We start from the raw sequence: 12,604 nt of genomic DNA, 5'->3' as shown, positions 1-12,604 counted from the left end.
TGCAGGACAGGGGCGGAACGACGTCAGGGCATTTTCCGTCATTCCGTGCGGAATTTCCTGTATCCAGAGTCCGCATAAGGGGCAAAGCCGGGTGTCCCATCGAGTCACGGGGAGAATGAATTTGAAACATGTGCTTCTGCTGGGCGGTGCCCTGCTGCTGGGTTGCGGTGCTGGCGCCAGCGCCAGAGCGGTTCCGGCGGATCGGCCCCCCGCGGCCGCACGGGCGCTTATCACGCGCCTGCACATGGAAAAGATCCCGCATGAAGGGGCATGGTTCGTGCAGACGCTGAAAAGCGGTGAAGCGGCCGGCGGCGGACCGGCCACGGATGTACCGGGGGAGCGTCGGGCCTACAGCGCGATCTACCTGCTTCTGACGCATCATGATTTTTCAGCCATGCACAGGCTGGCGACGGATGAGGTCTGGCATTTCTACGGGGGCGAGCCGGCCACGCTGCTGCTGCTTTATCCGGACGGGCATGGCGAGACCAGACACTGGGGCAGCAACGTTCTGGCCGGGGAAGAACCGCAGATTCTCGTGCCGCGTGGCACATGGATGGGGGCCATGCCTGGGGGCGCTGCGCGGACCGCCTATACTTTTGGCGGCAACATGCTTTCCCCCGGTTTCGATTATGCGGATTACGAGCAGGGCTATCGTGATGACCTGATTGCCCGCTATCCCGATTTTGCCAGACAGATTACCGAACTGACGCGACAGGACGCCCTGAGCAGGCCCGCAGACATGAAAACGGCCGCGGCGACACCTGCACCGGTGCAGCTTGAGGAACTGGTCGGCCGGACCGCGCCACAACACTCGGACCGGATCAGCGGATCGCGGTTTGTCATCTCGGCCGGGCACGGCATGCCCGGCATGATGACCCGCAAGGGACATGAAGTCATGTTTGTCGTCAGCGGGCAGGGGAGTGTCCAGGTCGGTCATGATGTCCGCCCCGTGACGGCGGGATCGGTCATCTATCTGCCGCCCCGGGTTCCGCACAGTATCAACGCCGTATCGACCCTTGTGTTCTATGTCGCCGCCGCACCGGCCTGGCGGCAGTCGGATACGCAGGTTCTGAAACCATAGTCCTACCCCGGCGGCATTTATAACTGCACGGATTTTCGTGGTCAGCGCGCCATGGAAATGTCCGATGGGCTGATCCATGTCCCTTCTTTACGGGCTCCCGCGCCATGTCCGCATTGCCATGGTCAGTCGCTATGTGCGTGAAGCAGGCCAGAAACGGCGGGCACAAAGCGCGGCAACAAAGGTCACCCGTTATCGTTTGGAACAGGGGAGTGCTCAAACAGCATGCAACAGGGGCAGATACTGGCCCTGAAAAAGTCTGAAAATGTAAGGAGGGTCAATCCTAACGCAGATGGTAGCGGTGGACGGATTTGAACCGCCGACCAAGGGATTATGATTCCCCTGCTCTACCGCTGAGCTACACCGCCATCGCGTTAGGATGAGTGCGAAATACCCGCGCTGATGGGGCAAGTCAACCCGTGTTTTGAAAACAGGACTGAAAAGACGCAAAAACCGCCCCGATTTGTCACATCCCCCCAACAGGGGGTACTAGTGACGATCCACCCATCACCTGCAAACAACCGGAAAAGGCTACGCATCCTTCGTGAAAACAGAATTCCTGGCACTCCTGACCAAGATCCGGCACCTCTTCGGGTGGCTGCCGGGACTGCTGTCCTCCATACTCATGCTGTGCGTGGCGGGACTGGTGGCGGAGATGTTCAGCCGGTTCATCACGAAGCTGATCCTGCGCATACCGGGGCAGAAGCGCGGGGCCTTCGTGCGCTCATTCACCATGGCCATGCAGCGCCCCGTGCGCATCATGCTGGTGATCGTGTTTGTCGGCACGGCGCTGCCGGTGTCGGGCCTGCCCTATGACATCATGCAGGCCACCACGCATACGCTGGTGGTGCTGTTCGTGCTGATGCTGGGATACGCGGCGGTGGTCGCCACCCGTATCCTGTCCGATGCCTACCTCAAGCGGATCAATGGCAAGGACGACAAGGACGACATCCTGCTGCGCACCCACATGACGCAGGTGCGCGTGCTGCGGCGCACGACGGACCTGCTGATCGGGCTGCTGACCATAGGCGCGGCGCTGATGACGTTTGAACCGGTGCGGCAGTATGGCCTCAGCCTGTTCGCCTCGGCCGGTGCAGCATCGCTGGTTGTCGGTCTTGCGGCCCGTCCGCTGCTGACCAACCTGTTCGCGGGCATGCAGATCGCCATGACGCAGCCCATCCGCATGGAAGACCTCATCATCATCAATGGTGACTGGGCATGGGTGGAGGAAATCACCTCCACCTATGTCGTGCTGCGGGTGTGGGACTGGCGGCGGCATATCGTGCCGATTTCCTATTTCCTGGAAAACACATTCCAGAACTGGACGCATAATTCAGCCGCCCTGATCGGGGTCGTGTTCCTGTATGTGGATTTCAACGCGCCCATGGACCGCATCCGCGAACGCCTGCGCGAAATCGTGCATTCCGCCCCGTTATGGGACGGCAAGGAATTCGCGGTGCAGGTGGCGGACTGCAATGCCCAGGTCATGACAATCCGCGTGATCGCCAGCGCACGCTCGGCCATGCAGAGCTGGGACCTGCGGTGCGAGATCCGTGAGCAGATACTGGCCTTCCTGCGCGATGAATGCCCCGAAGCCCTGCCGCGTGAGCGCGTATCGCACGTGGCCTCGGTCTCGGGGCTGGATGTAATGGGGGATCCGGGCATGCTGTCGCCGCCCATCCGGCGTCCGCCGCCCGGTGCCTATCCGGGGCCGCGTAATGGCGCGGGCGGGGGCGGCATGGGATCGACCGATGGCGGGCAGGGTCACGGCTGACCGCGCCCGGCCCATGAACCATCAGGACAGTAAACAGTAATGAAGACGTTTTTGGTGATGCCCGTTCAGGAGGCTTCAGGGAAAGCCGCCTTTTTTGGAAAAAGGCGGCACCCGGAAACCTGTCCTGACGCTGCCTGTCAGAAGGACAGGTAGGCAAACGCGGCCACACCGGCCACGATGCAGTACCAGCCGAACGGACGCAGGGCCCAGTCCTCATGGTCGCGGAAATACCGCATGAGGATGCCGGTGCACACCAGCGCCACGACCGCCGCCACAATGGAGGCGATGATGGCCATGTGCATCTGTTCGGGCTGGGGGGGCGCATGGCGCAGCTTCAGCGCCTCCAGCACTGTGGCGGCCAGAATGACCGGCTGCGCCATGAGGAAGGCGAACCGCGCCGAATTTTCATGCGACAGCCCGCGCAGCAGTCCCCCCACGATACATGCCCCCGAACGTGACAGGCCGGGGAAGAACGCCAGGCACTGGAACAGTCCGATCACCAGCGCTTCCCCAAACCCCAGCGAGGCAAGGGAGCGGTTGCTGTCGGGCAGCAGGCCCGCGCGCATCCGGTCCACCAGCAGCAGCATGACACCGTTCAGCGTCAGGAATACCGCCGCGTACCGCGCCGTGCCGAACAGGCTGCGGATGGCGTGTTCAAACAGTCCACCAATCAGCACGGCGGGAATGGTGGCCACGATCAGCAGCGCAAGGATACGGATGCTGTCCATCTGTATGGTGACGCCATGGCGTCCGGCAGCCCCGGTGAACAGCGCCACCCAGTCGCGCCAGAAGAAAACCAGAAGTGCAATGCATGTGCCCAGGTGCAGCATGACCAGCAGGGGCAGGAACATTTCCCCATGCAGGTCGACCGGCCAGTGCAGGATGGCGGGCACGATTGCCGCGTGCCCCAGGCTGCTTATGGGAAACTGTTCTGTGGAACCCTGAATGATTGCAATGATAATAGCTTGGATGAGTGTCATTGTCCCCCCGTCCATGACGCAGTAGGATGAAAAGAGAAGGCAAGGCGTAGCGCCGGTCCCACATTGCCCGGCATTGCGGCGGATTTCGGGATGGCGCGTGGCCGTATCGGGCGGGGAGCCATCATGGCAAGGCAGAGAAGTGGCGCGATCATATCCAGCGGGCTTGTCCTTCTGGTTGCGGGAGGGTTCTGTATCTACGCCCGGGCATCGCAAAGCGGTGGATCACAGGACCGTTACCCTGTCATCGCGCGCTTCATTTCCGCAAACGGGCTGGCGGTCGGGGCCGATGTGGACATGGATGGCGTGGCCGTGGGGCGCGTGACCTCCATCACACTGGACCCGACAACCTACATGGCCAATGTGGGTTTCACGGTGGACCGTACATTGCCGCTGCCGGAAGATACAACCCTTTCAATAGGTAGCCCGACGCTGACGGCGGATACTGCCCTGCTGGTGCAGCCGGGGCAGTCAGCGGACCGGCTGAAGCCCGGCGCGGTCATTACAAATACGCGTGAGCCGCTCAGCCTGGAACAGCAGGTCAGCAATTACATCTTCGGAAATGGCGGCCTGCCCGCCAACTGATGGCGGGCGTATCCGGCCCGTTCAGTCATTCAGCGGGTAGGACGCCATAAGCCTGCGCTGGCGCAGCCACGCGCGCAGCATGGCCATGGCCCCGCTGCTTTTCCATCCCTCGCGCCGCTTTTTCGCGCCGATGCGGAAGGTTTCGCGGTAATGCATGAACTGCGTGGCGTAGGCATCGCGCAGGGTGGTGCGCGCGTCCCAGATATGGGTGGCTTCGGAACCGACGCCGTTGATTTCGATGATCTGGAAGTCCTCGCCCTTGCGCAGGCTGGCCAGGCTGCGGGCCTTGGCGTCGATCCGGCCGAAATGGAAATCGGGAATATCGCGCATGATCGCGTTCACCCGCGCGCTCAGTTCGGGGGTGATGTCTACCGCGCGGTCATGGAAGATCGAGCCCTTGCAGTGATTGCCCGCGAAAACCAGCGGCAGCGACTGGCCCGCTGGCGGCACTTCATGCAGCCGCGCCTTCAGCCGGGGCAGGTAGATGTGGGGGACAAGGCGGGTGCGGGCATCGGCGTGGATCAGTTCCTCCACCGTGGAGGTGCCATCCCCCGTCAGGCACGGCACTTCCTTGTAGGTCAGGGAAGTGATGCGGCCCTCCGCCTCATCGGGGTGACGGATGTAGAACAGCCCGACCTCATGCCCGTACGGGATCAGGTGCTGCAGCATGACCGGCACGTCGCGCCCGAATGCGGCCAGGCCCGCGCGCAGGCTGTCCTTGTCGCGCATGATCCGCACGCCGGTGCCATTGCACCCGATATCGGGCTTGAGCACGACAGGAAAGGACAGCCCCGCCCCCTTCATCGCGGCCAGCGCGCGCGGCAGGTCGTCATGCCCCGTGGTCAGCACGGCATAGGGGGCGATCCATCTGCGGGCCTCGTCCCCCGCCATGTCCAGGATCGAGCTCTTGCTTTCCCCGCACAGGCCGCCGGTCTCGATACGCGGGTTGGCGGCGGTGGGCAGGCTGAAATCACGGTGCCACAGCCCCAGTATGATCCAGTACAGCACGATGGGGGTGTAGAAGATCCACCCCGGCCAGAATTCGAACGAGGAAACCGTCGGCCCCCCGGCCTGTCTGGCTGGCCTGCTGTCAATGGCTGTGGTTACGTCGGTCATCGGGTCTCATTACTTTGCAAACGTGCGATCATGCGGCTGATCAGGAAAATGGTCAGGACGAAACCGGCCATGCCCGCCCATTTCCATGTTCCCAGATGGTCGATCAGGAACTGCCCCACCTGCAGCGAGACAAGGAACAGCATGGAGGTCCATATCAGGGTCGCCAGTACCGCCGCGATACAGAACAGTCCGAACCGCGCGCGGAAGAAACCACACGCGGTGTAAAGCGGCAAGCGTGCGCCGGGCACGAAGCGGCTGATGAACACGATACGGAATACGTTGCGGTCGAACCACTGGCCTTCCTGCGCGCCACCGGGCAGGGTGATCCACCGCCGGGCAGGGGGCCACAGCGCCGCCAGCCTGCCCATGCCGTACAGCCCCATGTCCCCCACCACGATGCCGATATACAGCGCCACAAGGGCGACCATGACATCCACATGCCCGGTGCGCACCTGCATGGCGGTCATGATGGTTGCGGCGTCTTCCAGTATGAACGTGCCGATGATGATGGCCAGCGCCTGCATGACGGGCGACGCCCCGGCCGCCATGATGTAGGCGGTCAGCGTTGGCATGCGGACAGTTCCAGCGCGTCCCGATCATGCGGGAAAGGAAAACCGTAACTACGCAAGCACAAGCCCTTCAGTCGGCCCGGCATGCGGGCAGGGGAAACATTGGCCATGAACCGACCAACGGGAAATAGCGGTGGGCGTTCTTGTGACATGCTTCGCCTGTCGTCACAAATGTGAAATTGTATCGCAGGGTGTATCATGGCCATGGCCGCCGCGCCCGGATGCAAGTCAGACATTGAAACGGGCGCAAGGCCGTGGCACAGCATCGGTATGCTTGTACGTCGCCGCCTTCTTCATGCCGCCGCCGCCTCGATTGCCGGGGCTGGTGCCTCATGGCTGCTGCCCGCGCGCGCGGCGCACCACCATGCGCCGGCCACGCCCGCCACGGGCGGCGGAACGGGCGATTACGCCACGTTCCTCGCCACCGTGCGGCGCGATGCGATTCGCCAGGGGCTGACGGCGGATGCGGTGACACGGGCGCTGGACCTGTCCGCGCCCAACCCGCAGGTCATACAGCGCGACCGCACCCAGCCGGAATTCCACCTGACATGGGCGCAGTACCGTGACCGCGTGGTGACGCAGCGCAAGATTGCGGATGGCCGCGCCGCCTTCGCGCAGCAGCGCGCGATTCTGGAACAGCAGGTACTGACCCGGTACGACGTGGCCCCCGGCGCGGTGATGGGCATATGGGGGCTGGAATCGGCCTATGGCGCGCTGACCGGCAAATTCGCGGTGGTGGACGCGCTGTGCACCCTGGCGTTTGAGGGGCGGCGCGCGAAATTCTTCCATGACGAACTGTTTCATGCGCTGTCGATCCTCAATGCAGGCGACATTGCCCCCGATCTCATGACCGGCAGCTATGCCGGGGCGATGGGACAGCCGCAGTTCATGCCGTCGGCCTACCTGAAATACGCCGTCGACATCGATGGCGACGGACGGCGCGACATCTGGCATTCCGTGCCGGACATATTCGGTTCCATCACCAACTACCTTGCCGGATCAGGCTGGGTGGGGGGCGAAAGCTGGGGCCAGCAGGTAATCGTGCCCGATACCGTGGCGCAGTCCATGCTGGGCCGTACCCAGACGCGCACGCTGGCGGAATGGATGGCCATGGGCGTGCGCCAGATGGGGGGCGCGCCCTTCGACCGCCCCGCCGATACCGGCGCCGTGCTGCGGCCCGACGGGCCGGGGGGCGAGGCGTTCATGGTCTATCGCAATTTCGCCGCGATCCGTCGATACAATCCATCCGATTTCTATGCGCTGGCCGTCGGCCTGCTGGGGAACGAAATCGCGTGACGGACCCTGTCACCCCGGCCGTGGCCACGCGCCCGGCCGGTATCTACCGGACCAAGGATACAATGCACACCCGACGTTTCCTTCTGGCTGGCGCCACCAGCCTTCTTGTATCCACCCCGGCATGGGCCGCCGGCCGCCGCCGCCATCCTGCAGCCGCCGCGGCCGCCGCACCGGCGCCCGTTATCCCGTCCTCGCCGGCCAACAGCCTGATCGGGCCGATCGACACCATTGCGCGGTGGGCGTGCATTGTCGATTACACCACGGGCGCGGTCATACTGGAAAAGGCGGCGGATGAACGCATGCCGCCATCCTCGCTGACCAAGATGATGACGGCCTATGTCGTGTTCAGCATGCTGCGCGCGGGCAGGCTGACGCTGGAGCAGATGCTGCCGGTCAGTGAAAAGGCATGGCGCATGCAGGGGTCGAAGATGTTCGTGCCGCTGCGCGGGTCGGTTGCGGTGTCCGACCTGATACAGGGCATGGTGATCCAGTCGGGCAACGATGCCTGTATCGTGCTGGCCGAAGGCATTGCCGGATCGGAAGACCAGTTTGTCGGCATGATGAACGCGCAGGCCGCGCAGCTGGGCATGACCAACAGCCATTTCCTGAACGCCACGGGCTGGCCGATGGACGGGCATTACATGTCGGCGCGGGATGTGGCGACCATTGCCATGCACCTGATCCACGACTTCCCCGAGTATTATCATTTCTTCTCGGAAAAAAGCTTCACCTTCAACAAGATATCTCAGGAAAACCGCAACGCGCTGGTGGTCAGGGGGGTCGCCGACGGGCTGAAGACCGGCCATACCGATGCCGGTGGCTTCGGCCTGTGCGCCAGTGCCGAACGGGGCGGCAACCGCGTAGTCATGGCCATCAATGGCCTGCCCAGCAGCAATGCCCGCGCCAATGAAGGGGAGCGGCTGTTTGAATGGTCATTCGTCAATTTTGAAAACGCGACCCTGATCCATAACGGCGCGGTGGTGGATAACATCCCGGTCTGGCTGGGACAGTCCCCGACCGTGCCGGTGGTCGCCACCCGTGACGTGACCCTTACGCTGCCCCATGGCTGGCAGAACCGGGTGCATGTGAGCATGGATTACCGCAGCCCGGTGCCGGCCCCCGTCACGGCGGGACAGCAGCTTGGTGAACTGGTCATTGCCAATACGGGCCTTGCGGAAATCCGGATTCCGCTGGTCGCGGGGGCGGCGGTGCCCAAGCTGGGGCTTATGGGCCGTGCGACGGCGGTACTGGGCCGCAAGCTGGGTCACGGATAGGCCATGTCCGGTCTGTTCATTACGTTTGAAGGCGGCGAGGGGGCGGGCAAGTCCACGCAGGCCCGGCTGCTGGCCGATCACCTGTGCGCGCTGGGGCTGGATGTGGAGCTGACACGGGAGCCGGGAGGCACGCCGGGGGCCGAGGCGCTGCGTGACTTCCTGCTGTTTGGCGGCCACGACCTGTCGCCCCGGGCCGAGGTCATGGCCCATTTCGCCGCCCGCGCGGACCATGTCGACCGCTGCATCGCCCCGGCGCTTGCTGCGGGAAAGGTCGTGGTGTGCGACCGATTCACCGATTCCACCGAAGCCTATCAGGGATGCGGTCTGGGGCAGGGGGAGCCCGCGCTGCTGGACATGATTGCCCGGCTGAGCGCGCTGATCCCGGTCGTGCCCGACCTGACCCTTGTCCTGCAGGTGCCGCCCGCCATTGCCGCAGCCCGCATGGCCGCGCGCGGCAATGGCCGCACGGACCGGTATGAGGCACTGGACACCGCCTTTCACGCCCGCGTGGCGGCGGGGTTTGACGCCATTGCCCGACGGGACGGCACGCGGTGCCGCCGGATTGACGCCAGTGCGGCAACCGGGGCGGTGCACGACGACATCTGCGCCATTGTGGCCCCGTACCTGAACCGGGTCGCCAATGCCTGACCCACGCGCCTGCCGCCGGCTGCTGGGGCATGACGCGGCATGGCGGGAATTCCTGTCGGTCATCCGCAGCGGCAGGCTTCACCATGCCTGGCTGCTGACCGGGCCGGAGGGGATCGGCAAGGCCACCATGGCCTTCATGATGGCGCGTACCCTGCTGGGCGCGCAGGACCATGACAGCCCCGTGGGCCGGCGTATTACGGCGGGCACCCATGCCGACCTGCTGGTGGTTGCGCGTGGCATGGATGAAAAGCGCCATCGCCTGCGCCGCGAGATCGTGGGTGATGACATCCGCCCCATATCTGCCTTCCTGCGCCGCACGGCGGCGGAAGGGGGCTGGCGCGTCGTGATTGTTGATGGCGCGGAATACATGAACCGCACGGCGGCCAACGCCATTCTCAAGATCCTTGAGGAACCGCCCGAACGCGCGATCCTGATCCTGACCACATCGGTGCCCGGCCGGCTGCTGCCCACCATCCGCAGCCGCTGCCGGGTGCTGGCGCTGTCCCCGCTGGATGACGCGGCCATGCGCGCGGTGCTGATGGACATGCCATCCCCCCCCCCGGCGGAACAGGCCGCGCGCATCCTGTCGCTGGCCCATGGCGCGCCGGGGCGGGCGGCTGGCCTGCTGGCGGGGAATGCGGCGGACCTGGCCAATATCGTGACTGCCGTGATGGATGGCACGGTGGGGGACGCGGCCGGATATGACATTGCCGAACAGGTGGTCCGGCGCGAAAATGGCTTTTGCGTCTTTTTCGATCTGCTGTGTGATGCCATATCAGACAGGACGCGTAATCTGGCCCTCGGCGCGGAGCGGGGGCGCGAGGGGGATCCGCATCCGGCCCGACTGGCCCTGCTGTGGCAGGACATGGTACGGCTGCGCGCGGAAACCGAACAATTCAATCTGGATAAACTGCAGGCGGTCCTGACGGCGCTTGCGCGGGTGAGTGGAACATGACACGGCGCTACTACGTCACAACACCAATCTATTACGTGAACGGGGCGCCGCATATTGGCCACGCCTATACATCGGTCGCGGCCGACGTGATCGCGCGGTTCAAGCGCCTGGCGGGGTTTGACGTTTTCTTCCTGACCGGCACGGACGAACACGGGCAGAAGGTGGAACAGGCGGCGCAGGCGGCAGGCATGACCCCCATTGCCTTTGCCGACCGGGTTGCCGCCGATTTCCGTGACATGTACGATAAAATGGCGATTTCGTACGACGATTTCATCCGCACCACCGAACCGCGCCATGCCGATGGCGCGCAGGCGCTGTGGAAGAAGCTGGAGGAAAACGGCCACATCTACCTTGGCGCGTACGAAGGCTGGTACGCCACGCGTGACGAGTGCTTCTATGGCGAGGAAGAACTGATCGACGGCCCGGACGGGAAGAAGGTCGCCCCCACGGGCGCCGCCGTGGAATGGGTGAAGGAACCGTCGTACTTCTTCAGGCTGTCCGAATTCGGTGACAGGCTGCTGGAACTGTATGAAACCCGCCCCGGCTTCATCGAACCCGCCAGCCGCCGCAACGAGGTGGCGAGTTTCGTGAGGCAGGGCCTGCGTGACCTGTCCATCAGCCGCACCAGCTTCAACTGGGGCATTCCCGTGCCGGGCGACCCGAAGCATGTGATGTATGTGTGGGTGGATGCGCTGGCCAACTACCTGTCCGCCGTGGGGTATCCGGACCAGACGGCCCCGCGCCGGGATTTCTGGCCCGCCAACCTGCACCTGGTGGGCAAGGACATCCTGCGCTTCCATGCCATTTACTGGCCCGCGCTGCTGATGGGGGCGGGGCTGGACCTGCCGGACCGCGTGTTCTCGCATGGGTGGTGGACCATCGAAGGCCAGAAGATGAGCAAGTCGCTGGGCAACGTGGTGGACCCGCGCGAACTGGTGACGGAATTCGGCCTCGACCCGATCCGGTTTTTCCTGATGCGCGAAATGCCCTTTGGCGGGGACAGCGACCTCAGTCGCCGCGCCATCATTTCGCGCATGAATGTCGAACTGGCCAACGACCTTGGCAACCTGGCCCAGCGCACCCTGTCGCAGATCGCGCGCAACTGCGATGGCAGGCTGCCGCCGCAGGGCACCCGCACGGCCGAGGATACGAAGCTTCTGGCCGCCGCCAGCCTGCTGCCGCAGATCATGCATGACCAGATCGACCGGCAGGCCCTGACCGACGCGCTGGAGGAAGTGTGGAAGGTCATCCGCGCGTGTAACGCCTATATCGACCATCAGGCCCCGTGGAAGCTGAAGAAGACCGATGCCGCCCGCATGGGCGACGTGCTGCGCGTGCTGGCTGATGCGCTGCGTACCATAGCGACCGTGCTGCAGCCCTACATGCCCGGCAGCATGGACAAAATGCTGACCCAGCTTGGCGTGCCGGACGATGCGCGGGACTTCGCATCCCTCGACACCCCGCTGCCCGCGGGCCGTGAACTGCCTGCGCCACAGGGTATTTTCCCCCGTTATGTCGAACCGGAGGCTTCATGACCCGTACGGGACTGACCGACTCCCACTGTCACCTCGACCATTTTTCCGATGAGGAAATGCCTGACATCCTGGCCCGCACGCGGCAGGCCGGGGTGGATGGCATGGTGACCATCGGCACCCGCCTGTCACGCGCGGACCAGCAGAAGAAGCTGGCCACGCTGGATGCGCCCGACCTGCGGGTGTGGTGCACGATCGGCACCCATCCCGACCATGTGGATGAGGAAGTGCTGCCTGACGTTGCGGACCTGGTGGCGATGGCCGATGACCCGCGCGTGGTGGGCATCGGGGAAAGCGGGCTGGACTATTTCCATGGCCAGCCCGACATCCGGCCCAGACAGCACGAAAGCTTCCGCGTGCATATCGACGCCGCGCGCCGCACCGGCCTGCCGCTGGTGATCCACACGCGTGAGGCCGATGATGATACGCTGGGCATCCTGCGCGACGAGACCGCGCGCAACGGGGCGTTCCCGTTCCTGATTCACTGCTTCTCATCCGGGCCGGACCTTGCGCGCGGGGCGCTGGAACTGGGGGGATATATCAGCTTCTCCGGCATTGCGACGTTCAACCGCGCGCAGTCGGTGCGTGATGTGGCGAAGGACGTGCCCGCGGACCGGCTGCTGGTTGAAACCGATTCACCCTACCTTGCCCCGGTGCCGCGCCGTGGCAAGCGGAACGAGCCGGGATACGTGGCCTACACCGCACGCGTGCTGGCGGACCTGCGCGGGATGGAGGATGCCGCGTTCGCGGAACTGACCACGCGCAATTTCAGCCGCCTGTTCAGCCGGGCGGCCTGACGT

12 protein-coding genes and 1 tRNA gene are annotated in these 12,604 nt (G+C 64.4%); 9 read left to right on the top strand and 4 right to left on the bottom strand.

The genetic code is table 11. From position 1 onward, the window contains the following. The first annotated feature begins 130 nt into the window (after positions 1 to 130). Complete coding sequence (locus B7449_RS00870) at positions 131 to 1,081, top strand: cupin domain-containing protein (protein ID WP_235721074.1); 951 nt, start codon at positions 131 to 133, stop codon at positions 1,079 to 1,081. 290 nt (positions 1,082 to 1,371) lie between these two features. Here B7449_RS00870 and B7449_RS00865 read toward each other — a convergent pair. Next, positions 1,372 to 1,446 (bottom strand) — tRNA-Met (locus B7449_RS00865). Between the two features lie 176 nt (positions 1,447 to 1,622). Here B7449_RS00865 and B7449_RS00860 point away from each other — a divergent pair. Then, entirely contained in the window at positions 1,623 to 2,852 is a 1,230-nt protein-coding gene (locus B7449_RS00860; RefSeq protein ID WP_039732631.1) for a mechanosensitive ion channel family protein, read from the top strand. A gap of 137 nt (positions 2,853 to 2,989) precedes the next feature. On the opposite strand, the gene B7449_RS00855 is transcribed toward B7449_RS00860, so the two are convergent. Further along, the gene (locus tag B7449_RS00855; RefSeq protein WP_039732632.1) at positions 2,990 to 3,832 is read right to left on the bottom strand and encodes an undecaprenyl-diphosphate phosphatase; all 843 of its coding nucleotides are present in this window, start codon (positions 3,830 to 3,832) and stop codon (positions 2,990 to 2,992) included. 123 nt (positions 3,833 to 3,955) lie between these two features. Here B7449_RS00855 and B7449_RS00850 point away from each other — a divergent pair, with 123 nt between their 5' ends. Further along, positions 3,956 to 4,414, top strand: coding sequence for an MlaD family protein (locus B7449_RS00850; protein ID WP_039732649.1), 459 nt, complete (start codon positions 3,956 to 3,958; stop codon positions 4,412 to 4,414). A 21-nt stretch (positions 4,415 to 4,435) separates the two neighbouring features. Here the strand turns inward: B7449_RS00850 and B7449_RS00845 are convergent, their stop codons facing one another. Together B7449_RS00845 and B7449_RS00840 are read right to left on the bottom strand one after the other, a co-directional pair. Next, positions 4,436 to 5,530, bottom strand: coding sequence for an ATP-grasp domain-containing protein (locus tag B7449_RS00845; protein ID WP_039732633.1), 1,095 nt, complete (start codon positions 5,528 to 5,530; stop codon positions 4,436 to 4,438). Next, positions 5,527 to 6,102, bottom strand: a complete 576-nt coding sequence (locus B7449_RS00840; RefSeq protein WP_039732634.1) for a DedA family protein — start codon at positions 6,100 to 6,102, stop codon at positions 5,527 to 5,529. The genes B7449_RS00845 and B7449_RS00840 overlap by 4 nt, the downstream gene beginning before the upstream one ends. Before the next feature lie 267 nt (positions 6,103 to 6,369). Here B7449_RS00840 and B7449_RS00835 point away from each other — a divergent pair, with 267 nt between their 5' ends. The 6 genes from B7449_RS00835 to B7449_RS00810 are packed head-to-tail and all read left to right on the top strand — an operon-like array spanning position 6,370 to position 12,601. Next, on the top strand, positions 6,370 to 7,395 hold the full coding sequence (locus B7449_RS00835; RefSeq protein WP_039732650.1) for a lytic murein transglycosylase: 1,026 nt from the start codon (positions 6,370 to 6,372) through the stop codon (positions 7,393 to 7,395). Continuing rightward, positions 7,392 to 8,669, top strand: a complete 1,278-nt coding sequence (locus tag B7449_RS00830) for a D-alanyl-D-alanine carboxypeptidase family protein (RefSeq protein ID WP_039732635.1) — start codon at positions 7,392 to 7,394, stop codon at positions 8,667 to 8,669. The genes B7449_RS00835 and B7449_RS00830 overlap by 4 nt, the downstream gene beginning before the upstream one ends. Before the next feature lie 3 nt (positions 8,670 to 8,672). Next, entirely contained in the window at positions 8,673 to 9,317 is a 645-nt protein-coding gene (gene tmk, locus B7449_RS00825; RefSeq protein WP_039732637.1) for a dTMP kinase, read from the top strand. Next, complete coding sequence (locus B7449_RS00820; RefSeq protein WP_039732638.1) at positions 9,310 to 10,272, top strand: DNA polymerase III subunit delta'; 963 nt, start codon at positions 9,310 to 9,312, stop codon at positions 10,270 to 10,272. The genes tmk and B7449_RS00820 overlap by 8 nt, the downstream gene beginning before the upstream one ends. Continuing rightward, positions 10,269 to 11,807 (top strand): methionine--tRNA ligase, encoded by a 1,539-nt coding sequence (gene metG / locus B7449_RS00815; RefSeq protein WP_048883123.1) that lies wholly within the window; start codon positions 10,269 to 10,271, stop codon positions 11,805 to 11,807. Before B7449_RS00820 ends, metG begins: the two co-directional genes overlap by 4 nt. Continuing rightward, positions 11,804 to 12,601, top strand: coding sequence for a TatD family hydrolase (locus B7449_RS00810; RefSeq protein WP_039735610.1), 798 nt, complete (start codon positions 11,804 to 11,806; stop codon positions 12,599 to 12,601). The genes metG and B7449_RS00810 overlap by 4 nt, the downstream gene beginning before the upstream one ends. Positions 12,602 to 12,604 lie beyond the last annotated feature (3 nt).

Source organism: Komagataeibacter intermedius TF2, assembly GCF_000964425.1.
GTDB lineage: Bacteria > Pseudomonadota > Alphaproteobacteria > Acetobacterales > Acetobacteraceae > Komagataeibacter > Komagataeibacter intermedius.
Note: the sequence above shows the minus strand (reverse complement) of the source record. Positions and strands in the feature narration are given on the sequence as shown.